Below are 25,315 nucleotides of genomic sequence, written 5' to 3' on the forward strand. Positions count from 1 at the left end.
AAGGGTCTTTGGGGAAAAAGAATGAAATTATTACTTTCGGTAAAGTAATAAAACGCCTCTGAAAAGTCCTATTTCTTATCTTTTATCTTTCATTTCCACTCCAATGCCTGGAAGGGATTAGAGCTGTTGTCTGAATAATTTTCATTCCACAAATTTAATCCCAATAATCATGTTTAGTATTTATTCTCAACGCCTTACCCTTATTCCATTAAATACGGAGCAGTTGTTGTTGCTTCAGAAAAATCGCGATCTCCTTACCCAATCACTGGGGCTAAATCCTTCCGAAATCCGGATGAATGCAGAAATAGCGGCAGAGTTGAACGATGCCATACCCTACTGGATTTCTCACACCAGTCAATATCCGGAGCGGTATATGTGGTTTACCCATTGGGAGATTGTATATACCGGGAAAAACGAATCCATTGGCGGAATAGGCATGAGTTCCTGGCCCAATCATAATGGCGAAACCATGATTGGTTATGTGATAGATAACCGGCATCACAATCAGGGAATCGCCACAGAAGCGGTTGAGTGTTTGCTGGATTGGATGTGGCAAAATCCTGAACTAAGGACCGTTACCGCAGATACACCCCGGGATAATTACCCGTCACAGCGGGTATTGCGAAAAAATGGCTTTGAAATATGCGGTGAAGATGAAACACTACTTCATTGGCGGAAAAGGCGCCATACGGGTGCTTAGGGCTTATTTTATGGAAAATTCCTGATTAAAAATCTTGTTCTGGAAACTATGTAATTCTAAAAACTTTCATATTCGGATGAATTTCCTTGCATTTTTTGTAACTGAAATGCACATTTACTAATACGTTCTTTTCAGATTATATCACAACTTCTAACCAAAAGCTTTATTCATGAAAAACTTTCTATTATTAGTGACTGCTTTCACGCTGTCGCTCAGTTTCGCATGGGCGCAGACGACAGTATCCGGCCGGGTTACCGATGGCGACAGCGGTGAACCATTGGAAGGAGCAACTGTCCAGGTGAAAGGTACAACGGTGGGGATTTTTACTGATTCCCAGGGTAAATATTCCCTTCGCGTACCAGAAAGTGGAGAAACGCTGGTTTTCTCATTTATCGGGAAAGCGCCTCTGGAAGTAGCAATTAATGGAAGAACAACCATTGACATTACAATGAGTGGCGATGAGTTGTATCTTCAGGAAGTAGTTGTTACTGCATTAGGTATATCCCGTGACAAAAAAGCCCTGGGCTATTCTGTTCAGGATGTAAAAGGTGGAGAGCTTACTAAAGCACGTGATGGTAATGTGGTCAACACACTTTCCGGAAAAATTGCCGGTGTACAAATTACCAGTTCTTCAGGTAATGTGGGTAGCTCTGCCCGCGTAGTTATCCGCGGAAATGCCTCTATCAGCGGAAACAATCAACCTTTGTTTGTAGTAAATGGAATTCCGATTGACAACGGAACCTATCATGGTGACGACGGTTACGGCAGCGTTGACTATGGAAATGCCGCGATGGACATTAACCCTGAAGACATTGAGTCGGTTTCCGTACTCAAAGGTCCGAATGCCGCAGCACTTTACGGCTCACGTGCTGCCAATGGGGTAATCCTGATCACGACCAAAACCGGCAAAGGTGCTCAGAAAGGCCTGGGTATCACCTATTCCGGCAACTTTGGTTTCTCCAATCCGCTTCGCCTTCCTGACTTTCAGAACGAGTTTGGTCAGGGCTCCGGCCAGCAGTTTTGGTATGTTGATGGCAACTACGGAGGCTTAAATGATGGTGTTGACGAAAGCTGGGGTCCTGCTTTCAACACATCTATTAATGAAAATGATGGAATTGACAATGATGGCGACGGCCAGACAGATGAACCCGGTGAAGGGGCTCTCATGGACCAGTATCAGGGTAAAAACCTCCCATGGGTGGCTCATCCTGACAACTTCAAAGATCTGTTTCAGACCGGTGTGAGCATCACCAACAACGTATCCATTGCGGCTTCCAGCGAAAAGCTGTATTCGCGTTTGTCATTTACGAATATGGATCAGACCGGTATGGTGCCTAATACCGACATCCGCCGAACCAGCCTCAACTTCAGCTTTGGTGCAAATCTTAGCGAAAAACTGACCACAGAAGGTAATATTACCTACACACAGACTCACTCCGACAACCGTCCGGGTACAGGGTATGCTGGTGACAACATCGTACAGCAGTTTATCTGGTCAGGTCGTCAGATTGATATCAATGACCTCCGCGATAAGTGGCAGACAAAAGATGAGTTTGGCAACAACTATAACTGGCTTCACAGTTATCAGAACAATCCGTTTTACACACTTTACAAAAACGTAAAACCACAGACCCGCGACCGTATCAACGGATATTATGCAGTTAAATACCAACTGACAGACTGGTTGCGGATCAAGGCGAGAGTAGGGGATGACCTGTACCGTGAAAGCCGTAAGCGTATCTTTGCCAAAGATACCAAAGACTATCCCAACGGTCGTTTTGATGAAGACCTGTTGTATGTCAATGAGATGAACAGCGATGTGCTGGTTACTGCCGACAAACAATTTGGCGACCTTCAGCTCACTGTTAACCTGGGTGCCAACCACATGACCCGCCGTTATGAGAGAAACTCTGTAACAGTTCAGGCGCTTACCGTTCCTGAAATTTACAACGTATCCAATGCTGATGGAAATCCTATCAACGATGTGTATACATCTGACAAAGTGATCAATTCAGTCTACGGAATGGCATCTCTTGCTTTTAAAGATTTCCTCTTTTTAGACATAACCGGCCGTAATGACTGGTCTTCGACCCTGCCGGTAGAAAGTAATTCTTACTTCTATCCATCGGTGAACCTGAGTATGGTGCTTTCAGAAGCGATTGCCATGCCTGATTTTATCAACTTTGTGAAGTTGCGCGGTGGCTGGGCCAAAGTGGGTTCTGATACCGATCCTTACCAGCTGAATGCGGTTTACAATGCGAATACAGCCTGGGGGGGTACACCCTCTTTCTCCCTCAGCAATGTATTGCCTCCTACGGCTCTTACGCCTGAGTTTACCTCTTCTCTGGAAGTGGGATTGGATGTGAAATTATTCCAGAACCGTTTGGGACTTGACGCTACCTATTATCAGGCGGCTACGATCAATCAGATTCTGCCAGTGGATGCTGCACCTTCTACCGGTTATACCAGCCAGCTCATTAATGCCGGCAAGATTGACAATAGCGGGATAGAACTTATGCTCAGCCTTGCGCCAATCCGCACTACCAATTTTGGATGGGACATTATGGTGAATTTCGCCAAAAACAAGTCTGTGGTAAGAGAGTTGCCCGAAGGCGTGGATGCCATTCGTCTGGGTCGTTACTGGTCTCTGGACCTCGAAGCACGTGAAGGCGAGGCTTACGGAAACTTCAGAGGGTTCTCCGCCAAATATGATGACAAAGGTAATATCATCCTCGATGGTGGTCTGCCGGTAAGAGAAGCTACCCCCAGTGTGCTGGGAACGATTACCCCAGACTGGATCGGTGGTATCCGCAATACCATTCGCTACAAGAATGCTTCACTTACCTTCCTGGTTGACGTAAGAAAAGGTAGTGATATCTTCTCTATGACCTATATGTTTGGTCGGTATGCAGGTGTATTACAGGAGTCTCTTGAGGGACGTGGTTCTGCTGACGAAATTAAAAATGGCTATGTATATGACGGTGTCAATGCTGACGGTACACCCAATACTTCTCCTATGGATGCAGAAACCTGGAATGTATTTTACTACCAGTCACTCGGAGGACATGACCGTTCCATTTTTGATGGTTCATTCGTTAAACTTCGTGAAGTTAACCTCACCTACGACCTGCCCTCCAGCTTCCTTTCCAAAACACCATTTGGCAAGCTAAGCGTAGGTGCATACGGACGTAACCTGTGGCTGATTTTCTCAAACATACCGCATGTTGATCCGGAAACAGCATTTGGAAATGCCAATGGAATCCAGGGATTTGAATTTGGTCAAACACCTTCCGCCCGCACCGTAGGTTTTACGGTTGATGCTACTTTCTGATTAACCTAAAAAATTAATAATGATGAAAAAGTTTTTGTATAAATTATTTTTCCTGGTGGTGGTTGCTTCGGTGTTTCCGGCTTGTACCGACAATTTTGCCGAGCTGAATACCAACCCCAATGCACCGACAGATGTACCTTCAACCAATATTTTGGTATCAGCCATTACCAATAGCGTGAGTCGGATTCACGGTGCTGATATGAACATGACCTACGGCGGTCTATGGGCTCAGCATTATGCGAAAATCCAGTATATCGATGAGGATTATTATTCTTATCGTACGGCTAATATGGATGCTCACTGGACAGGATTGTATGTAGGGCCATTGCTTGATCTTCAAACTATCATCGAAAAAGAAGGCGTCGGCGTTAATATGAAAGCTGCCTCCATGACGATGAAAGCGCACATTTTCAGTGTTATTACTGATATGTGGGGAGATATTCCTTATTTTTCTGCTTTGAAAGGTGGTGAAGCTATCCAGCCTGTATATGACTCCCAGCAGGATATCTATAACGATCTGGTTGCTCAGTTGGAACAAGCCGCTGCAATGTTTGACGACAATGGCGATGATCTGGGTGCCGGTGATGTTTTGTTTGGCGGGGATATCAGTAGCTGGCGTAAACTGGCCAATAGCCTCCGCATGCGTCTGCTCAACCGTATGGCTGGCGTAAATCCTTCCGCCAAAGCTACGCTTGAATCTATGCTGAATGCAGGTGTTCCTGTAATCTCCAGCAATGACGAGAATGCTTCATTGGTATATATAGGTGATGTTTCTTACTCCAATCCACTATATGCCAACAAGTATTTAAGTGGCAGAAATGACCACGCTATCAGTAAGACGATGGTTGATTTGTTGTCCAGCCTCAACGATCCCCGCTTAGCTGTATATGCTAAGCCTACCGCAAATGATCCGACTGCTTATGTTGGGCAGCCTAATGGTTCTGTTCAGCCGGGAGACTTTGGAACGATTTCACTTATCGGACCTACTTTCCGGGACGATCCTAAAGGCCCTTCCCATATCATGACTTACGCGGAGGTTCTTTTCATCAAAGCAGAAGTTCAGAATGACAAGCAGGCGTATCTTGACGGTATAGCCGCTGCCATGGATATGTACGGTCTTGCACCTGACACCGACTATATTACTGCTGCTGAAGCCGCTTTTGATGCAAATGCTGTAGAGGCGATAGCGAACCAGCGCTGGATTGCTCTGTTTGGAAATGGCTGTGAGGCTTTTTCAGAATATCGTCGTACTGGCTATCCTTCCACTATTCAGGAAGTACCCGGTTCTGTATATCCTGGAAAAGGAGTGCCCCTTCGTTTTGCGTATGCAACTACTGAGTTTACAACCAATGGAACCAATCTTGCCTCTGCGATCAGCAAGCAGGGAGTGGATGATTCCGGTTTGTTTGGTGCTAAAATGTGGTGGGCAAAATAGACCACAACTGCTTTAATTATAGAAAAACCCCCGGAATGCATTTGCGTTCCGGGGGTTCTTTCTGTAATGCGTAAATGCTATCAGAATCCAAGTTCTTGCATCCAGTCAAGTACGAGTCCAGGCCATTTTTCAGCCGGGCCTTTGCCTTTGGCAAGGGAAAATCCATGCCCTCCGGTCGTGAATATATGCATGGCAGCAGGCACGCCATTTTTCCGGAGATTGAGATAAAAATTCACACTGTTTTCCGGCACCACACTCTTATCATCGTTTGCATGTATAAGAATCGTAGGGGGCGTTTCCGGGGTAATTTGTTTTTCATTGGAAAAATAGTCGGCTATCTTTTCTGAAGGATCTTCGCCTATAAGATTTTTCCGCGAACCCATATGTGCATAGCTGGTATCCATCGTTATTACCGGATACATCAAAACCATAAAGTCAGGGCGACAGCTTACCCTGTCTACCGGGTCTTTGGAGTCGCGAATCCCTCTGTCAAAATGTGTGCCTGCCGTAGAGGCAAGGTGACCGCCTGCGGAGAATCCCATTATGCCGATTTTATCGGGGTTTAGCTTCCATTCGCCTGCCTTACTTCGTACCAGCCGGATCGCACGCTGTGCATCTTGCAGGGCAGCTGTACTTCTGCATTCTTCTCCCATCCAGTGCGGCAGCCGATACTGCAGAATAAATGCCGCGATGCCCTGTGCATTGTACCATTTGGCAATGTCTGTGCCTTCCCAATCCCAGGCCAGGATCGTGTAACCTCCGCCCGGACAGATAATCACCCCTGTACCCGTAGCGATAGAGTCGGGAGGGAGAAATACATCCAGTCCGGGGATTTTCACCTTGCTGAGTCGCCTGCCGATCCGGTCGTCCTTGACAAGCTCTGTTTCAATCGCCTCCACACAGTCGGGCGGGCTTTCTTTCCAGAGGGGAAGAAGGTTTTTGGGAATTTCCTGTGCTGAGGCATTCATAGAAAACAAACAAACCAGGAAAGCTGCCAACAGCAACTTTCCTGGTATCATAAGAGTTAATATGGACTTATTCATACGATTAGTCTTCTAAAACTGTAGTTCTTCCAGGGGTATAAGGCGCTTTTACTGCTTCCAGTTTTTCTTCAATATCCTTGATATTCTCTACTACGTCACGAAGCATGCTTTTTACCTGTTCAAACTCTTCCCTGGCTATATTGTATTGCTCAAGCATCGTACCTGTTGGAGAAGTGCGTGCGCTGTAAAGGCCAAATAATGCCCGGCTTATGCGATCGTTGATGGAAGGGGCTACTTCAAACTGCCGTTTTTCGACGCTGGCATCTCCGTTGAGCAGCAGGTCAATTTTGATCAGCGCCTGCGCGGCTTCCCGTGCCTCTCCAAGTATGGATGCGGGTACTTTTGGGTAAATCCTGCAGGTCTCCATAATGCGTGTATTTTTTTCTGTCAGTTCTTTATGCAGGTCGCTGGCTCCCCGGATCACCCGATACAGTTCTGTGGCATCTTTTTGAAAGGCCAGTGCAGCAGCCTGATCAGTTGCGGGAAGGGTGAGGTTATTGAGCGGATTAACCATAAATGGTTGTGGACCTACCAGTTCGCGCATTTGGCCATTGACACTGATTGCCATTGACACAAAGTACTTACCAGGAAGGGCCAGATACCCGCCACCTCCACCAAAACCTCTGCGTCCGCCACCACCTGATTGAATGGGCATGCTGGAGGCATACCGGAAATTCCAGACCATACGGTTAATACCCTTACCTGTACCGCCTTTGATCCGGTTGACGATTTCACCTTTTTCATCTGTAATCGTGAATAGCGTATAGGCAGATTCTTCATTGTCCTCCGCACGCATTTCCTCAAAAGTCGGGTACTTGATTGCTTCTCCGGCTTTCTCAGCTTCTTTTTCCCGGTCTTTGCGAATTTGCGTCAGCGTTTTGGGAGAATCTTTAAGATAGTAAGTAAATACTGCCCCAACCGGTGGGTTTTCTGCTGTAAAAAGGGATGCTCCCTGGAAACTTTTTCCTCTGCCTCCCAAAGGGCTATACTCTACAAAAAGAAGCGCATCTTTTACCGGGAAAATGGTCGCTTCCTGCGCAAAGGTTTCTTTGGAGATATTTCTCAGACAGCTATAGTCATCAAGCACATAAAAACCCCTGCCAAATGTAGCCAGCACCAGGTCATTTTCTCTGCGTTGGATCGCTATGTCGCGTACCGCGATGGTCGGTAGCCCGCTTTTGAGTTGAATCCATTTTTTACCGCCATCGGAGGTGAAGAAAAGCCCAAATTCGGTTCCGACAAATAAAAGGTTGGGATCCACATGGTCTTCTGCTATCGCATAAACAGAACCTCTTTCCGGAAGGTTTGCGGTAATACTTGTCCATGACTGCCCCCTATCGGTGCTTTTGAGCAGGTAGGGTTTGAAGTCTCCGTTTTTGTGGTTGTTGAATGCCGCATAAACTGTATTGACATCGTGGAGGGATGCAAGCAGCATATTGACGTAGGTTCTTTCCGGTATTCCGGGAAAGGCTTCAATTTTTCGCCAGGTTTCCCCTGTATTTTCGGTAACCTGAATCAGTCCGTCATCTGTGCCGACATAAATCAGGCCTTCTTTTTTAGGCGATTCGTCAAGGGCTACGATGTTTCCGTAAATAGAGGTAGATATGTTCTTTTCAACGGCATCCACCCCCCATACTTTGCCCATTACAGGAAGAGTATTTCTATCTAATTGTCTGCTTAAATCTCCGCTGATGGCTTTCCAGTTATCGCCGCGATCTTCGCTTTTGAAGAGTTTATTTGCGGCAAAATACAGCCTCTTATGATTATGCGGGCTAATGAGCAGAGGCGCATCCCAGTTCCAGCGAAAAGCTGCTTCTCCTTTTCCTTCCATGGGTTTAATGAAGATATCTTCCCCGCTTTGTTTGTCAAAACGAACTAACCCCCCGTACTGAGATTGTGCATAGACGATATTGGGATCTTTGGGATCTATTTGTGATTCAAATCCGTCACCGCCATTGGTTACAAACCAATCGGCATTGAGGATGCCCGAAGGGCTGCTTGTACGTGAAGGCCCTCCCAGGCTGTAATTGTCCTGAGTACCACCATACACATTGTAAAATGGTTCTGCTTCATCAACCGCAACTTTATAAAACTGGGTAACCGACAGGTTTGCCTTAAATTGCCAGTTTTGTCCGCGATCAAAACTTTCATAAATACCGCCGTCGCATCCTGAGAGATAGTAATCGGGGAAGGCTGGGTCAATCCAGAAAGCGTGGTTGTCGACATGTTTGTTTTCTTCGCCCAGTCGGTTCCATGTTTTTCCGCCATCGTCGGAAACCATGTTGAGCATGTCCATAGCATAGACACGATCTACATTTACCGGATCACAAAAAAGCTCCTGATAATAGTTTCCACTGGTAACAAGGTCCCCGCGTTTTTCCCAGGTAACCCCCCGGTTGGTCGAACGAAATACCCCTCCTTTGCCGCCTTCTGCGTCCAGAATGGCATACAATACATCTGGGTTTACCGGAGAAATAGCCATACCGATTCTTCCCAGATCCCCGCCGGGGAATCCGCTTTGAGATTTTTCCCAGGTTTCGCCGCCATCGGTAGACTTATACAGAGCTGACCCGGGGCCGCCGCTGATGAAGGTCCACACCCTGCGGGTGCGCTGCCAGGTAGAAGCATAGAGTACATGGGGATCGCGGGGGTCCATGATGACTTCGTTGACCCCGGTATTTTCATCCACTTCGAGAACTTTCTTCCAGTTTTTACCGCCATCAATGGTTTTATAAAGTCCCCGGTCTCCCCCGGAGCGCCAAAGTGGGCCATGGGCTGCGACAAAAACGATATTGGAGTTGCTGGGATCGACGACAATGTTGCCGATATGTTCGGACTCTTTGAGTCCCATATTTTTCCAGGATTTACCACCATCGGTGGATTTATAGACCCCGTCGCCGTAGGCGACGCTCCGCTGGGCATTGTTTTCGCCAGAGCCTACCCATACGGTCGCCGGATTGTTGGGGTCTATCGTCACGCAGCCGATAGAGTAGGAGCCTTCGCCGTCAAACACGGGCTCGTAAGTCGTCCCGGCATTGACAGTTTTCCAGACCCCGCCACAGGCAACGGCCACATAATATTCTGCCCGATTTTTGGGATTAACTGCAAAATCCGCAATTCTGCCCGAGGTTAAAGCCGGGCCAATGGCTCTGAATTTTAGCCCGGAGAAGGTGCCGGAATTCATCGGATCCTTTTCTTCGGTAGTCGTTGCGGGGGCGTCTTCTTTCTTGGCCTTCTTTTGTGAAAAGGCTTGATAATGAATAGAAAACACAATAATAAGGAGGGTAAAGAGTGCTTTGTGTGTCATTTTGGTGAGTTGCGTTAAATGAGCATAATTGGGAAATTACCACAATTTCCCTTTTCTGCAAAAAACCCCCGACACATAAGCTATTCTACCAGATATGAAAGGACTTTGGAACGGCCCCCTGCAGTAAGTCGGATAAAGTATCGGCCGGGGGAAAGATTCTGTGAAAAATCGCCGCGATATTCTCCCTGAAGGGGAAAAATAGAATGGCTGAAAATCTGCCTGCCCATTATGTCGATGATTTGCAAATCTACTTTCGGCATCCGGGCATCGTGCAATTCCAATGTGAAATTGCCTTTACCCGGATTGGGATAAATAGTCGCGACCAGTTTGTATAGTTGGTTTTGGTATAAGGAGGCTGGTGGGTTTGTTTCCACCACGTCGCTGACCCATACACCCCGGCCGAAAGTAGCTGCATATATTTTGCCAGCAACCGGATCGATCTCCAGTTCGCTGATGATGACATTGGGAAGATTCTCGCTGTAAAGTTGCCATTCGCTGGCGGTATCGCTCAATATCCAAATACCTCTGTCCATTCCAGCATAAACCAGATTGGCGGTAGTCCCCGGCTGATACACGATGGTGTTGGCTGGCAGGTTGGGCAGGTTTAATGAAATATCTGTCCAGCTGTTTCCGCCGTTATCTGAGGTAAAGACTTTTCCGCCAGGGGTAAATCCGCTCACGGTAACCCACAGTTTCATGGGATTGTTATCTGCTACTGTCAGGTCTGAGAAAAAGAGCGAGTCTGGCAGACCTGCGGTTATATTTGTCCATGAGTCGCCCCCATTGGTTGTGCGCCACAATTCTGATGGCTGATTAAAACTGTGGTAAATTCTTTTTGCAAGATAAATCACCTGTGGGTTTGAAGGTGCGACTGCAAGGGCTGAGGCTGGCGAAGGATAACCAACCCCTGTCATGGGTGCAAAGTTGGACTTTTTTGTCCAGACATCACCGCCATCGTCAGATATCCATAGATTGCCAAAAGCTGCGTAAACAGAGTCGGGGTCATTGGGGTGAAGAACATAGGGGGTGGTCCATGCCCCTGCTTCTCCTGCACCGGACGTAATGGCACTCGCAATTCCATAATCTATATTCTGCCCACCGTCATAAGATCGCGTGAGTCCGCCGTATTGATATGATCCATAAATAGTACCGGGATCGTCAGGGTGAATAATGCATTCCATTCCATCCCCACCGATAATATTCAACCAGGCATTGCCGGTCTTGAAAAAAGTCGAATTGTCCTGAGCTCCGGCTATAAGATTATCCGGAAATGCGGAGGTGATTCCTATCCGATAAAAGGAAGTAACGTTGATTCCATCGCTGATATCTTCCCATTGCGTAGGCCAGTTATAACCGCCAGTGGAGAATGCATCTTCCCATGACCCGAAGATTAGCGAATCGGTGCGCATAATGCCCCCGTCATTGCAAATATAAAATTTGTCATCCAGTGGATTATAACTGAGAAAATGCTGATCTGCATGGACACTGGGGCCAAAATCGCCCCGCCAGTAAGAAATGCCCTTCCAGGAAGCGCCACCATCGTCAGAACCCCAGAGGTTGATTCCTCCGGTATATATCCGGTCTTTGTTGTTGGGATCCACGAGAATGGTCAGGTCATAGGTTCCCTGCCCATCGTTCCCGCTGTTTCCCTCATACCAGTGGAGGATATTGGGGGCGGAATTCTGGTCAGATTGTAATTCCCAGGTTGAACCTCCGTTGGTGGTGCGGGATAGCCCATAAAACCCGCGAGCCATATTGCAGGCAAGGGCATAGACATATTCAGGATCGGAGGGAGAAATCGCCAGCTCTATGCGCTGCACGGCATTTTTTCCGGGGAATGGCGTGTTTTGTACTGTCCAGGTATCGCCAAAATCTGTAGATTTCATGATGCCGGCTGTTCCCTGTTGAAGGGTTGCAACAAACCCCGTAGAGGCATAGAGGATGTTAGGGTTGGCAGGATGTTTTTCAATATCCCAGATGAGGCTGTCAGAAATATGGCTCCAAATTTGTCCGCCATCCCACGATTTCCAGATACCGTCTATTCCCGCTGCCAAAAGCGTATTGGGTTGGGAGGGATGGACAAATACGCGCCGGATCAGCGATCCATCCAGCTGTGTCTGGCTAAATCCGAGTCCGGTAGGGTTCCAGGTAAGTCCTCCGTCGGTAGTTTTGTACACACCGAGTCCGTAATGGGTATGGCGTTTGCGGTTGTCAAGGTTGAGCGCAACGCCCATATAGGCATAATCTCCAATCGAGGCGTACATGACCTGCGGATTCGAAGGGTCAAGGGCAATATCACTGATTCGGAGAATGGGCAGGTCATCGGTAAGCGGGGTCCAGGATTGACCGCTATTGGTAGTTTTCCATATACCGCCCTGTGCAACACCTACCCAGAAAGTTTGAGGATCTGTGGGGTGAAACAGAACCGTGTTTATGCGTCCCATTCCGTGTTGGGAAGTGGGATCAGGGCTCGCTGGTACGGCCATTGGACCAACGGGAGACCAGTTGGCTGTACGGGCAGAGGCAATATGCCCCTGCGACCGCAGCCGATGAGCTTTCATGATTTCGCTAAAAACAACCGATGGGTCCGAGGGATTTCCTTTTCCGTCAGCGCGGGCCATATAATGTTCCTGCCATCGTGCATACCACTTCCATCCTTTGGTGCTGTCGAGAGAATGTTCGCCTGACCAATGGATAAAGTTTGCTTCCAGTTCTGGTAAGGAAGTAGGTAAAGAGTTATTGAACAAAGGCTGACTGAAGCTCCGGATGGTGCAAACGAAAGCTATTACTCCCAAAATCAGAAAAGCCTTTTGATTCATAGCAATGGTCAATTTTCCTATGAAACAATTTCCTTATGCAAAACCCTACCGTTTAGTAGAGCGCCATACTGAATCTTGGGCGATATTTTTTGGATAATTCGTGTTGTTCTCCCAGATGGTGAAAAACAGCGATGGCAGCTCTTCTTGGGAGCTCACCAGCGTATGTTTTATTTATGGAAATACACTCAATCAGCAGTTCGAGTGTTTCCTCCCAGTCAGATGCCCAGAGCGCTTCTCTGGCGGCTTTGAGTCTGGAAGCCACGACCGTGTCATCGGTCGTTTCAAAACTTAGTAACTGAGCCATGGTCCGTACATCTTCGGCATGACCTGCCAACGGATGTCCCGCTTTGAGAGGTTCAAGCAGTTCGATCGCTTCTGCGGGGTTTTCAACAAGGATAATCCCTGCCAGTGTCAGCCGGGGCTCTCCCATATCCGGGTTGTCATAGACAAAGGAATAGAGCTGAGACATGGCTTCCGGATCGTGTTCCAATCTGCGAAGGATCGCGTGGAAGGTTCGGGTGCGGGGGTCAGGTAAATGGCGGGACAGCCATTTTTCAATCTGGTATTTGGGAAGAGCCCCCGAAAACTCGGCGACAACTTTTCCTTCGAAAAACATCTTGACATTGGGAATGCTTTTGATGTTGTATTGCTGAGCGACCTGTTGTTGTTCTTCGGTATTTAATTTAACCAGTTCCCAGCGCCCGTTGGCTTCTGCGGCAAGTTCTTCAATTACCGGTCCCAGAATCCGACAGGGGGCGCACCAAGGAGCCCAGAAATCAACGACTACCGGTATTTCTGTACTTTTTATTAATACATCTTTTTGAAAATCGAAGGGATGCGTCATAGCTGTAAGTCTTAAGATGAATAAATCCGCGCCTGGAGAACCAGACGCGGATAGAATATAAATTTCAAAGACAGAGAGGACTATCCCTGAACATTGATTGCATTAAGGTCTTCGAATGCATGATGGAGGCGTTTTACCAGCGTTTTTTCTCCTTCACGTAACCATACGCGCGGGTCGTAAAACTTCTTGTTTGGTTTATCTGCTCCTTCAGGGTTTCCGATTTGTCCCTGGAGATAGCCGCGATTTTTGGCTTCGTAAGCGCGGATACCATCCCAGTATGCCCATTGCGTATCGGTATCAATATTCATTTTTACTGCACCGTATTCAATTGCTTCGCGGATTTCTTCGCGGGAAGATCCTGAGCCGCCATGGAAAACGAAATTGATGGGATTGGGGCCGGTACCAAATTTTTTCTGAACAAAATCCTGTGAGTTTTTCAGGATAATCGGGCGAAGCTGAACATTACCTGGCTTATATACACCATGCACATTACCGAAAGCAGCAGCAATGGTAAAGCGATCAGAAATAGCTTTTAATGTTTCGTAAGCGAGAGACACTTCTTCAGGCTGGGTATAAAGACGTGAGCTGTCAACATCGGAATTGTCAACCCCATCTTCTTCACCACCGGTTACCCCCAGTTCGATTTCGAGGGTCATACCGATAGCCGCCATTCTTTTAAAGTACTCTGAAGAGATTTCGAGGTTCTCGTGGATCGGCTCTTCTGAAAGGTCGAGCATATGCGAGCTATAGAGCGGGCGACCGTATTGTTCAAAATGTTTTTCACCTGCATCCAGCATGCCATCTACCCAGGGAAGAAGTTTTTTTGCTGCGTGGTCGGTGTGAAGAATCACGGTAACTCCGTAAGCTTCTGCCATGAGGTGAACATGGTGTGCTCCGGAGATAGCGCCGGCTATTGCTGCTTTTTCGCCTGCATTGGAAAGTCCTTTACCTGCAAAAAAAGCCGCACCACCATTTGAAAACTGGATCATTACCGGAGAGTTTACTTCCTTGGCAGCTTCCAGAACCGCGTTTACCGTGTTCGTTCCCACTACGTTTACAGCGGGAAGTGCAAAATTCTTTTCGTTGGCATAGTTGAGCAGTTCCTGCACTTCATCTCCGTGCAGAACGCCAGGCCGGAATTTTAGTTTAGTACTCATGAGTTGAATATGTTTAATCTGACTGATTACCGGGGGTAAGGGTTATTAGCCTGCAAAGGTACAAAATTTCCCCGGCAACTTAGTTCCATTTTACAAACCACGAAGAAATTTTCATTTTGATTACTCCAAGAACAGCCTCCTTAAAGATTCCTCTTGTCATTTTGGATTCGCCCATGGTGCGGTCTCTGAAAATGATGGGCACCTCCTTAATTTTAAAGCCATATTTCCATGCCCGGAACTTCATCTCTATCTGGAAGGCATACCCGGCAAACCTGACAGGTCTTTCCAGCACTTTTTCCAGCACAGCCCTCCGATAGCATTTAAAACCTGCAGTCGTATCCCTGATGGACATACCTGTCACAAACCTCACATATGCACTGGCATAGTAGCTCATCAAAACACGGCCAATGGGCCAGTTTACGACATTCACCCCATTTACATACCGGGAGCCAATAGCCAGGTCATTGCCTTCATCTTTACATGCCGCAAGCAGGACCGGGAGCTCTTTGGGGTTGTGGCTAAAATCGGCATCCATTTCAAAAATGAATTCATAGCCATTTTTTAATGCCCACTGAAACCCGTGGATATATGCCGTGCCAAGACCCTGTTTTCCCGCACGTTGCTCCATAAATATCCTGGAGCCAAAGTCCGGATCTTGCTGAAGGGTTTTGATGATGTCGGCAGTTCCGTCGGGCGAGTTGTCTTCAATAATGAGAATATGCGCCTCTGGCAGCATCTGAAGAACCTTGCGGATCAGGCTTTCAATATTTTCCCGTTCGTTGTACGTCGGGACAATAACTATTTGCTCACCCATTGTCTGGCACGTCTCATTTTTTCCAGCGCAAAGAAAAATAATCCTGCATCAAGTTCAAAACCAATGTTGCGTTTCTGCGCAATTGATTTTCTGTTTTCCATAGTTTTCTGCACATTAAACGCCAAAAGCTATAGTTCTGTAACGTGCTGAGCGGTGGGCAAAGTCTTGATTCCTTAAGAAAAACTTTCGTACTTGCACCCCATATCACCCTAAAACAATTCGTAATTCATGGCAAAAAAACTACTTGAAGGGAAAAAAGGAATCATTTTTGGCGCGTTGGATGAGCTTTCTATCGCATGGAAAGTGGCTGAAAAAGCGCACGAAGAAGGCGCACAGTTTGTCCTCACCAATGCGCCTGTGGCTTTGCGTATGGGTACAATCAACCAACTGGCCGAAAAAACCGGCGCTCAGGTTGTGGGGGCTGATGCCACCAACATGGAGGATATTGCCAAATTGCTGGATGTGGCTTCCGAACAGTTTGGGAAAATCGACTTCGTCCTTCATTCTATCGGTATGTCACCCAACGTGCGCAAAAAACGTGAATATACCAATCTGAACTACGAATGGCTGGTCAAAACCTATGACATCTCTGCGATGTCCTTTCACCGTATTATTCAGTCGTTGTATCAGCGCGACCTGATGAACGACTGGGGGTCTATTCTGGCCCTGAGTTATGTCGCCGCACAACGTACTTTCAGCGAATACAATGATATGGCAGAAGCCAAAGCCCTGCTTGAATCTATTGCGCGCAGTTTTGGCTACCACTATGGTATCAAGCGTAAAGTAAGGATTAATACCATTTCTCAGTCTCCTACACCCACTACTGCCGGAACCGGGGTAGCAGGCTTTGATAAAATGCTTACCTATGGTGAAAAAATGTCTCCGCTGGGCAATGCATCCGCTGATGAATGTGCAGATTACTGTATCATGATGTTTTCCGACTATACCCGGAAAGTGACGATGCAGAATCTCTTCCACGATGGGGGATTCTCCAGTGTAGGAATTTCAACAGATATTCTTAACGAACTTACCTAGAGATAAATCATATGGCTGAGGCAAAACCTTCAGGCTGTCTTCGTACCGTATTGATACTGGTCATTTTGTTTACCAGTATCAGTACGGCTGCTTTTTATATTTTACTCAGAGCCAATCTGTACACGCCTGAAAAAGACAAGGCAGAGGCTGTGTTTTTTCACAATATAGAAGTGTTTGACGGCGAAAAAGTGCTGGGTTCAACCCACGTCTCTGTAAAAGACGGGGTAATTGACTGCCTCGGTAAAGACTGTAAACCAGGTGAAGGTGCGAAAGTCATTGATGGAAAAGGCAAAAGCCTGATTCCCGGACTGATCGATTTGCACATTCATTTTTACGCACCTTCCAAAGAAAACCGCGAACTTTCCTCATTCCGCCAACTGTTTGACTATATCCGCCAGCGACCAGATGTGAGAAAAAATCTGCATGCCGCCGGCGTCACTTCGGTTCGGTCTGTCGGTGATATTGCTGGCAATATTCTCAAACTCCGGGAGCAGATTCAGAATGGCGATCTCTCCGGCCCGGAAGTGTATTGCGCGGGTCCATTATTTACGGCGCCAGACGGACATCCTGCCGGCACGATTTACAAAGGCAATGCTTACCTCGTGGAAAATGGAACCCGTCAGGTAAACGATACTGCAACTGCCCGCGCAGAAGTGGTAGCACTGGCAAATATGGGCGTAAATGGCATTAAAGCCGTATATGACGATGTGGGCGGAAAATTTCCCAAACTAGATTCGACTGTACTGAAGACAATTATTGCGGCGGCCCATGAAAATAACCTCTGGGTAACCGTGCATACCGGAACCGCCCGTGATGTGGCCGAAGTAACTGCCTGGGGGACAGATGCCATTGAACACGGCACAGGCGAAGCGTTGCCCGATGACATTATCCAATTAATGGCTGAGAAGCGAGTGCTTTATGTACCGACACTTTCGGTCATAGAAGCACAAGGTGTATTAAATGATCAGCCCTGGCGAATGCGTAATTTGCCCAGACTTGATTCTGCCGGAGTATTGATTGGTGCGGGAACAGATACGCAGGGAAATATGGCCTTTGGCGAAAGTCTTCACCGGGAACTTGAGCTACTGGTTGAGGCAGGTCTTACTCCCGAACACGCTTTGCGCACGGCAACATTCTACGCTGCTGTGTCCCTGAAGGCCGATCACGAAAAAGGACTGATCAGCGTTGGGAAAAAAGCGGATCTTATATTGGTCAATGGCAGACCCACCGCACAGATAAAAGATATCAGAAATATCGAAGCCGTATGGCAGAATGGAATTCAGGTGAAGTAGTTATCAGTATCCTGTGAGTCACTGCCAATTTCCTCGATTAAATCATCCTCCATATTTTTGTACTGGGGATTTTTGGGATCAGGGCCATATTCGTTGGGACCATGATCTCCTTCGGCAAATAGCATCCATAATCCATAAAACGGAATAATCTGGTACCAACCGCTATTTCCTCTGTCGTGACATCTTTTGGCTCCCTGAGCCAGGAGAAAAACCCAAAGCGGAATATAGAGGACAAAAGCTATTAAAGACAGATTTGAATCAGAAACTAATAGCAGATTGATGAAAACGTAAATGACAGTGTAAATAATATAACTGATACCATACTCTGTCCGCCGGATACGGCCGTCAAAAGAAAAAGGGTGTTTAAACATATTTTCCTGTTAGTATTTGGGCAAGTGGTAATTTGTCCCCAAGTTTAACAATTTTTGCCATGCAATCGTTATTGTGGTCAGAAATTATTCCATAAATATTTTTTTAATGTAAAAATTAGAGTAGGTGTGAGGCGGGTTAGTCTCCCTTTTTCCAGGGCCAGGGTTTTGCTTTTGTTCGGATGGCCTCTTTTTCCCAAAGTGCGGCCATTTTCGTTACTTTCTTTGGGTATTTTGTAGCGAGGTTTTGGGTTTCAGATGGGTCTTTTTCCAGATCGTAAAGTTCCCAGGCATTTTCATCCCCGGCAGTAAATATCCTGAAATGCTGAGTTTGAGAGACCAGTTTCCATTTTCCATCGCGAATCGCCCGGTTGCCTTCATGCTCCCAGAAAATAGGTTTTCTTTTCAACGGCTTGTTTTCAAAAGCCTTTAAAAGACTTTCCCCTTCATAAGGCTGAATGGTATGTCCGTTGAATGTTTGGGGATAATCGATGTCCGCGATCTCTATGCAGGTAGCCATGATGTCAATCAGATGAGACGGTTGTCTGCGAAGTTCGCCTTTGGCTTGTATCCCGGCAGGCCAGTGGACAATCAACGGAGAAGCTATGCCCCCTTCATGAGTCCAGTGTTTGTACAAACGGTAAGGGGTATTGCTTACATTGGCCCATTCTGCCTCATATGCAACCCATGTATCGGCCGGGCCGGCCATCACCCCTTCTCCTTTTCTGATAAATTTCCCCTCACGGGTATAGACAGGGTTTTTACCGTAAAAGACAGAATCATAACTAAATGGCTTCAGGATTTTTTGTTCCTCCGTAAGCGGTACTTCTGGCTTATCTGATCCCTGTGGCTCCGCGCATCCGCCATTATCATGCATATAAAAAATAACCGTATTCTCCAGTTCTCCCTTCTCTTCCAGGGCTGTAATAATTCTGCCGATACCCTGATCCATAATATCAACCATGGCAGCATATACCTCCATTCTTCGTGCCTGCCATGCTTTCAGCGGTTCATCTTTCCATTCGGGGATGTCAACACCTCTTTCCGTCAGCACACAATTGTCGCTGATAATGCCCAGTGCCTTTAACTTTTTAAATCGTTCTTCCCTAACAGCATCCCAGCCCTTGTCATACTGCCCTTTATATTTATTTACCTGGTCTTCGGGCGCATGTAACGGCCAATGCGCAGCGGTATAAGCTACATAAAAGAAAAACGGCTTGTCCTGGGGATGTTCCCTGATAAATTTTACCGTTGTATCGCTGATCGCATCTGTATAGTAGAAGTCCTTTCCGGGTGCGATTAATGTATTGTTGCTTGTGAGAGATCCCGGATCGTAATAGCTGCCAGATCCGTACAATGTCCCGAAGTAGCGCTGAAACCCCCGCTGACATGGCCAGTTACTTTTATCGCCATCAAAGTGTATGCTCTGTGAAATATGCCATTTGCCGGTCATATAAGTCGCGTATCCTGCCTGGCGGAAAACTTCGGCCAGGGTTACTGCATCTTTGCTGAGATCATCTCTGTATCCGGGTTGTTCAAAATTATTGGTGGACAGATGCCCCATGCCTGCCTGGTGAGGATACAATCCTGTAAGCAGTGATGCACGGGTTGGACTGCAACGGGCCGTATTGTAAAATTGGGTAAACCGCAACCCATTTCCTGCCAGCCGGTCGATATTTGGTGTGCGGATTTCAGCTCCAAAACATCCAATGTCGGAATAGCCCATGTCATCTGTCAGGATTACAATTACATTGGGTTTATTTCCCGATACCTGTGCATGGAGATGATGGGTAAAGCCGAAAAAGCAAAAAGAAAGAATATGCACTGAAAAAAATACCTGTGCGTAAGTCTTGTAAAATGGGGAAGCGGGATGTTTCATTGTTAATTGGGTTTGCGGCGGCCTAGAAATTCTGGGAGTTAAAAAAATCAATCATTTTGCTGTGCATTTCATCCACAATGCCCTGATATTTAGGATCTTCCGCGACATTTACTTTCTCCAGCCTGTCTTTTTTGTAGTCGTACAATTCAGCCCCGACCACTAGTTTTTCGTCAAACGGCTGATTACTTCTGAAATTATCTCCCATCCATAGTGTATACCGGTAGCGGTTGGTGCGGATCGAGTATCCCATATAATTATTGCTGGCATAGCCCAGTCTTTCAGATTCCGCCAGGGGACCACTTCTCGGGTATTGGCTGACTGCATACGTCTTCACGGAAGCGGACGGATTTTTCATCACAGGGACAAGACTTTTTCCATGCAGGTGATTAGGGATGGATACCCCGGCAAGTTCACATAGCGTCGGGAAAATATCGATAAACTCCGAAGGAGAGGCTGCCCGGGATCCAGCCAACCAGGGAGCACAGATAATCAGCGGGGCATGGGCTGCCTGCTCGAAGTTGGAGTGTTTGCACCAGAGGTTATGGTCGCCCAAATGCCAGCCATGGTCTCCCCACAAAACGATCACGGTATTGTCCTTCAGCCCGAGGGAGTCCAGAGCCCGGAGGAGAATCCCCACATTTGCATCGGTATAGGAGATTGCAGCATGATAGCCATGGATTAGCTCCTTCTGTTTTTCAACGGGTAACGTGAGGCCAAAATCTTTCTGATCTGTGAAAGACAGTAAATCTGGTATATCCGAATAATTGCGCAGCTCACCGGCATTGTGGTAAGCCATATCGACGGCGTTTTTTGATTTTTCCTGAAAAGCGGCAAGCGGCATGTCTTCCCGGTCATACAGGTCCCAGTATTTTTTTGGCGCGACAAATGGTAAATGGGGTTTGGATAGTCCCACGGCAAAAAAGAATGGCTGGGGATTTTTGCTCAGTTCGGCCAAAATGTCTTTTGCCTGAAGCACATTTGCCCCATCTACATACGCATTGTCCGGAACATCTATTCCCTCTACGGTTGGTCTGATCCGGGCCACGACATAGTCGTTGATTTCGCCTTTTCCCAGTCCTTTTTCTATCGCTTCCTGCCGGTATTTGGCGGCAAGTGCTTTGGTTTCGGGCAATTGGTATCTGCCTAAGGCCGGTTCTCCCGTTTCAGGCGCATAATACTTCTCATCGGTTTTATAATAGGGTACGCTCCACGAAGGTTTGTCCATGTCTTTATCCACACATCTCTGGTCGTAAACTTTTCCTATCCCCTGGGTAGAATACCCCTGACTGATAAGGTATTGGGGAAGACTGAGGATATCAGGATTTACACTTCGCATGGTAGTTTTCAGGTCCCATACCTGGGTATAGTCCGGACGCATGCCTGTCATCAGGCTTGCACGTGTCGGGCCACATACGGCCTGTTGGCAATAGTTGTTGAGAAATACCGTACTGCGCCTCGCCAAACGGTTGATATTGGGGGTTTGTACCAATTTGTTTCCATAACACCCTAATACGGGTTTCAGGTCATCGATGGCGATAAACAGAATATTGGGTTTGGAAGTGGTTTGCGCAGTGAGAATGAATCCTGAAAGAAGCAGAAAAAAAAGGAGGGCACCGGTTCGCTGAATCATGAGGATAAGGATAAAAGGTTTGTCTGGTTAATGATCCGCAATATCTGGCAATTTTCAAAATAGCAAAAAGCCATCCCTGTGGAGAGATGGCTTTTGAATTTTTGAACCCGGAGGGCGACTATCTTTCTGTTTTGGACGATTCAGGCATCAACAGAAAGGATTTGTAATTATCCATATTCAAATATTTTTTGGCAGCTTTTTTCACATCACTGCTTTTTAATTTGTCTATGGCCTCGGTTTGTTTGAGAATATTTTCGGGGTCTCCCTCATACCGGTAGGCAGAAACAAGCCCCTGCATCCAGTAACGGTTTTCTTTTAATCCTACCTCCAGATCTTTGCGTTGCGTTTCTTTGACCTTCTGGAGATTTTTTTCTGATGCGCCCTTCTTTTTGAGGGTTTCAATATCTTTCAAAGCGGTTTCCATCAGATCGCGGGCGTTGTCAGGCGAGCAGGTAAAGGAAATGGTAATATCATATTCGGACTTAGGCTCTTTGGATGGGCTGGCACCAGCGCCTACACCGTATACTCCCCCTTTATCTTCCCGCATAGATTCGCGAAGCATGATGCGAAGAACCTGAACCATCGCATTCAGGTTATAGCGGTTTTTGCCATTCCATTCAAAATCACCGGTCCATTTCATCTGTACCTGGCTTTTGGGTTCACGGCCTTTGTAAACGATTTTTTCAAATGATCCTTCCGGATTTTTCACCCCTACATCTTTCCAGTTTTCTATCCGTCCGGAGGAAGGCAGACTGCCCAGATACGTAGCCAGAACCGGCTTAATAGCTTCGACATCGAAGTTTCCTACAAAGAAAAAAGTAAAATCGCCGGCATCGGCAAATCTCTCCTGATAAATCCGGAAAGCATCATCGAGTTTTACCATGTCGAGTTTTTCGGCAGATGCGATTAGTTCACGGCGGAAGTGGTCGCTGCTCATGATTCGCAATACTTCACTGCGGAAGTACATTTCAGGGCTGGAAAGCAGGTTGGCATAATACCCTTTGGTTTTGGTCATCAGGGAAGTGAATGCACTTTCATCTTTCCGGGGGTGGGTGAAGTAGAGGTTGACCATTTGCATAAATATGGTCAAATCTTTGGGCGAACAGCTTCCGCTCATTCCTTCTGTAAGTTCGCTGATGAAGGGCGAAACACTCACTACCTTATCCGAGAGGTATTTTTCAAGCTGGATGTTATTAAATTCTCCCAAACCAGACTGATTGATAATCGCGCTGGCCATAGACGCCGACATGAACTGGGCATCGGGGTAAAGCGATGTGCCTCCCGGGCTGTAAGCCTGCATGCTGATCTCATCATTCTGGAAGTCGGTGGGTTTCAGAATTACTTTTACCCCATTGGCAAAGGTGAGTTCGGTAACGCCGATACTTTCGATGGTTTTTGTTTCGGTGATTGTGCCCGGTTGGGGAATCTCCGCCATCAGGGGCGCATCCATGACTTCGTCTTCGTAGGGCTGAAGTTCTTTTTGGGGAATGCTGGCAATCAGTTCGCGCACTTCAGCTTCCGTGGGCATATTTACTCCGTCTTTTTTGATTCCGGTCAAAATTACCACACGGTTTTCCTCCGTGATAAACCCTCTGAACTCTTCGTTTACCTCTTCCAGAGTGATTTCCGGCAAAAGTTTTCTGTGCAGCATAAGTGTATTGCTGATACCGGGTACCGGGCTGCCGGAAAGAAAGTTGTAAACATAAGACATGACGATCCGATTGGATTGGGTTTTGTCTTTTTCCCTTTCTCTTTGTTCCAGTCCGGCGATCAGACTTTTTTTAGCTCTTTCCAGTTCGGTTGCAGTAAAGCCAAATCTTATCGCTCTTTCATTTTCTGTCAGCAGGGCTTCCATTCCCTGGATAAATCCTCCTTCAGGTACAATTGCCAGAGATGAGTAGTCATCTTTGGTGCGGGAAAGTCCGCTGTATCCGGAGTAGGCAAAAGTAAAGGGCGGATTGTCGCTTTGTGTAAGCTCTGCCAGTCTTTGGTCGATCAGTTGGCTGGCCAGATTTTCCAGAATCGACTGGCGGTAGTCAGCAATGGTTTTATATTCTCTGACATCGTGTTTGTATTCGATTTGCACCCGGTTTGAGGAAGCTTCTTCGTCAGAAACAATCGCAATAAGAGTTTCTTTGTGATTGGGTACTTCATAAAGCAACCGGGGCCTGGGATTGGCTACGGGAGCAATTCTTCCAAATCGTTCGCGGATCATTTTTTCGACGGCATCTACGTCAAAATCGCCCACGGCAACCACGGCCATGAGGTCGGGTCTGTACCAGTCGCGGTAAAACTGCCTGAGCGTTTCGTACTCGAAGGTTTCCAGAATTTCCTTTTTGCCTATCGGCAGACGATTGGCGTAGCGGGAATTGTAAAATGTAACGGGCAGTGTTTCCTGCATCATGCGATTGGAAGCACCAAGCCGGGTCCTCCATTCTTCTACCACGACGCCTCTTTCTTTGTCAATTTCTTCGCCTTCGAAGGACACATTATGCGCCCAGTCTTCGAGGATACTCATCCCCTTATCAAATTTTGCCTGGTCATTGGTGGGGACGCGGAGCATGTACACAGTTTCGTCAAAACTGGTGTAGGCATTGAGGTGTGCGCCAAATTTAGTGCCGATGGATTCGAGGTAATCGACCAACGCACTTTTGGGGAAATTGGCAGTACCATTAAAACACATATGTTCCACAAAATGCGCCAGCCCCTGCTGGGCATCGGTCTCCTGAAGTGCGCCAGCGTTGACTGCCAAACGCAATTCTGCATAGTTTGCCGGGAGGGCATTTTTTCTGATATAATAACGAAGTCCGTTTTCAAGTGTGCCGGTTCGTGTTTCCGGGTCGAAAGGGATCTCTGCATCCTGAGGATTAACTTTTTGCTCGGTATCTGCCGCAATATTCAGGGTAGCTGTACTTTGCGCAAAAAGCAGGGGGTGTGATGCCAGCATTACCCCCAGGATAAGGCCCCATGCAAGGGAATTTTTTTTCATAATTAGTTTAAGATTTTGGTTGTCTTATATAGTTGTAGCAGGCAAATATACGAGTATTAACGGTATCTAAATATTGGCAGAAACCGAAACTGCTGACAATCAGGAAGATTTTGGTCTGAATACCTGAATAACAGATTCATTACATACCAGAAACGGACCTTCCAGCAGGTCAATGCAATATGGAATGGCCGGAAAGACGGCATCCAGACATTCCCTGATTGCTTTGGGTTTACCCGGTAGATTGACGATGAGGGTGCGATTGCGAATGCCGGCGGTTTGCCGTGACAGAATAGCTGTTGGCACGTATTTCAGGCTTTCGGCGCGCATGCGCTCGCCAAATCCAGGCATCATTTTTTCGCAAACGGCTTCGGTTGCTTCGGGGGTTACATCTCGTTTTGCCGGGCCGGTTCCGCCCGAAGTTACGACCAGGCAACACCCGGCTTCATCGGCCATGTATTTCATGGCTGCTTCAATCTGATCCTGCTCATCGGGGATGACGCGGTACACCGGCTCCCACGAAGTGAGAAGGTATTCGTTCAGTGTTGCTACGATCGCCTTTCCTGGCAGGTCTTCATAGATTCCTGCACTTGCGCGGTCTGATACATTGATAATGCCAATTTTTACGGGCTGGTCTTTCATTGAGTAAATCGTTTTGGCAAAAGTAACCTTCCT

At 47.0% G+C, this 25,315-nt stretch carries 16 protein-coding genes; 5 read left to right on the forward strand and 11 right to left on the reverse strand.

What is annotated here, in order from left to right; genetic code table 11:
- Window positions 1-169: 169 nt before the first annotated feature.
- From R3D00_14880 to R3D00_14890, 3 genes are all read left to right on the forward strand, one after another.
- Entirely contained in the window at window positions 170-700 is a 531-nt protein-coding gene (locus tag R3D00_14880) for a GNAT family N-acetyltransferase (protein MEZ4774467.1), read from the forward strand.
- A gap of 169 nt (window positions 701-869) precedes the next feature.
- A complete protein-coding gene (locus R3D00_14885; protein ID MEZ4774468.1) occupies window positions 870-4,031 on the forward strand; it encodes a SusC/RagA family TonB-linked outer membrane protein in 3,162 nt (1,053 codons plus the stop codon).
- A gap of 22 nt (window positions 4,032-4,053) precedes the next feature.
- On the forward strand, window positions 4,054-5,466 hold the full coding sequence (locus R3D00_14890; GenBank protein ID MEZ4774469.1) for a SusD/RagB family nutrient-binding outer membrane lipoprotein: 1,413 nt from the start codon (window positions 4,054-4,056) through the stop codon (window positions 5,464-5,466).
- A gap of 80 nt (window positions 5,467-5,546) precedes the next feature.
- Here the strand turns inward: R3D00_14890 and R3D00_14895 are convergent, their stop codons facing one another.
- The 6 genes from R3D00_14895 to R3D00_14920 all read right to left on the reverse strand — a co-directional run bounded on the left by R3D00_14895 (window position 5,547) and on the right by R3D00_14920 (window position 15,450).
- Window positions 5,547-6,485, reverse strand: a complete 939-nt coding sequence (locus tag R3D00_14895) for an alpha/beta hydrolase (GenBank protein ID MEZ4774470.1) — start codon at window positions 6,483-6,485, stop codon at window positions 5,547-5,549.
- 28 nt (window positions 6,486-6,513) lie between these two features.
- The gene (locus R3D00_14900) at window positions 6,514-9,816 is read right to left on the reverse strand and encodes a glycosyl hydrolase (GenBank protein ID MEZ4774471.1); all 3,303 of its coding nucleotides are present in this window, start codon (window positions 9,814-9,816) and stop codon (window positions 6,514-6,516) included.
- Between the two features lie 80 nt (window positions 9,817-9,896).
- Entirely contained in the window at window positions 9,897-12,635 is a 2,739-nt protein-coding gene (locus tag R3D00_14905; protein MEZ4774472.1) for a T9SS type A sorting domain-containing protein, read from the reverse strand.
- 52 nt (window positions 12,636-12,687) lie between these two features.
- Window positions 12,688-13,479, reverse strand: a complete 792-nt coding sequence (trxA, locus tag R3D00_14910) for a thioredoxin (GenBank protein MEZ4774473.1) — start codon at window positions 13,477-13,479, stop codon at window positions 12,688-12,690.
- 80 nt (window positions 13,480-13,559) lie between these two features.
- Window positions 13,560-14,636, reverse strand: a complete 1,077-nt coding sequence (gene fbaA / locus R3D00_14915) for a class II fructose-bisphosphate aldolase (GenBank protein MEZ4774474.1) — start codon at window positions 14,634-14,636, stop codon at window positions 13,560-13,562.
- Window positions 14,637-14,715: 79 nt separating this feature from the next.
- Entirely contained in the window at window positions 14,716-15,450 is a 735-nt protein-coding gene (locus R3D00_14920) for a polyprenol monophosphomannose synthase (protein ID MEZ4774475.1), read from the reverse strand.
- A 228-nt stretch (window positions 15,451-15,678) separates the two neighbouring features.
- Here R3D00_14920 and R3D00_14925 point away from each other — a divergent pair, with 228 nt between their 5' ends.
- Window positions 15,679-16,485, forward strand: a complete 807-nt coding sequence (locus R3D00_14925) for an SDR family oxidoreductase (GenBank protein MEZ4774476.1) — start codon at window positions 15,679-15,681, stop codon at window positions 16,483-16,485.
- A gap of 11 nt (window positions 16,486-16,496) precedes the next feature.
- Window positions 16,497-17,777: an amidohydrolase family protein gene (locus tag R3D00_14930; protein MEZ4774477.1), complete on the forward strand. Its 1,281-nt coding sequence runs from the start codon at window positions 16,497-16,499 to the stop codon at window positions 17,775-17,777.
- Here the strand turns inward: R3D00_14930 and R3D00_14935 are convergent.
- The 5 genes from R3D00_14935 to mog all read right to left on the reverse strand — a co-directional run bounded on the left by R3D00_14935 (window position 17,765) and on the right by mog (window position 25,282).
- The gene (locus tag R3D00_14935; protein MEZ4774478.1) at window positions 17,765-18,148 is read right to left on the reverse strand and encodes a DUF805 domain-containing protein; all 384 of its coding nucleotides are present in this window, start codon (window positions 18,146-18,148) and stop codon (window positions 17,765-17,767) included. The two genes, R3D00_14930 and R3D00_14935, sit on opposite strands and share 13 nt — an antisense overlap.
- Before the next feature lie 136 nt (window positions 18,149-18,284).
- Window positions 18,285-20,024, reverse strand: coding sequence for an arylsulfatase (locus tag R3D00_14940; GenBank protein ID MEZ4774479.1), 1,740 nt, complete (start codon window positions 20,022-20,024; stop codon window positions 18,285-18,287).
- Between the two features lie 22 nt (window positions 20,025-20,046).
- Window positions 20,047-21,654 carry a sulfatase gene (locus R3D00_14945; GenBank protein ID MEZ4774480.1) on the reverse strand — a complete coding sequence of 536 codons (1,608 nt, stop codon included), beginning with the start codon at window positions 21,652-21,654 and terminating at the stop codon, window positions 20,047-20,049.
- A 118-nt stretch (window positions 21,655-21,772) separates the two neighbouring features.
- Window positions 21,773-24,643, reverse strand: coding sequence for an insulinase family protein (locus R3D00_14950; protein MEZ4774481.1), 2,871 nt, complete (start codon window positions 24,641-24,643; stop codon window positions 21,773-21,775).
- Window positions 24,644-24,742: 99 nt separating this feature from the next.
- Window positions 24,743-25,282 (reverse strand): molybdopterin adenylyltransferase, encoded by a 540-nt coding sequence (gene mog / locus R3D00_14955; GenBank protein ID MEZ4774482.1) that lies wholly within the window; start codon window positions 25,280-25,282, stop codon window positions 24,743-24,745.
- Window positions 25,283-25,315: the final 33 nt, after the last annotated feature.

The organism is Bacteroidia bacterium (assembly GCA_041391665.1).
In the GTDB taxonomy this organism is placed as follows: Bacteria; Bacteroidota; Bacteroidia; order J057; family J057; genus JAGQVA01.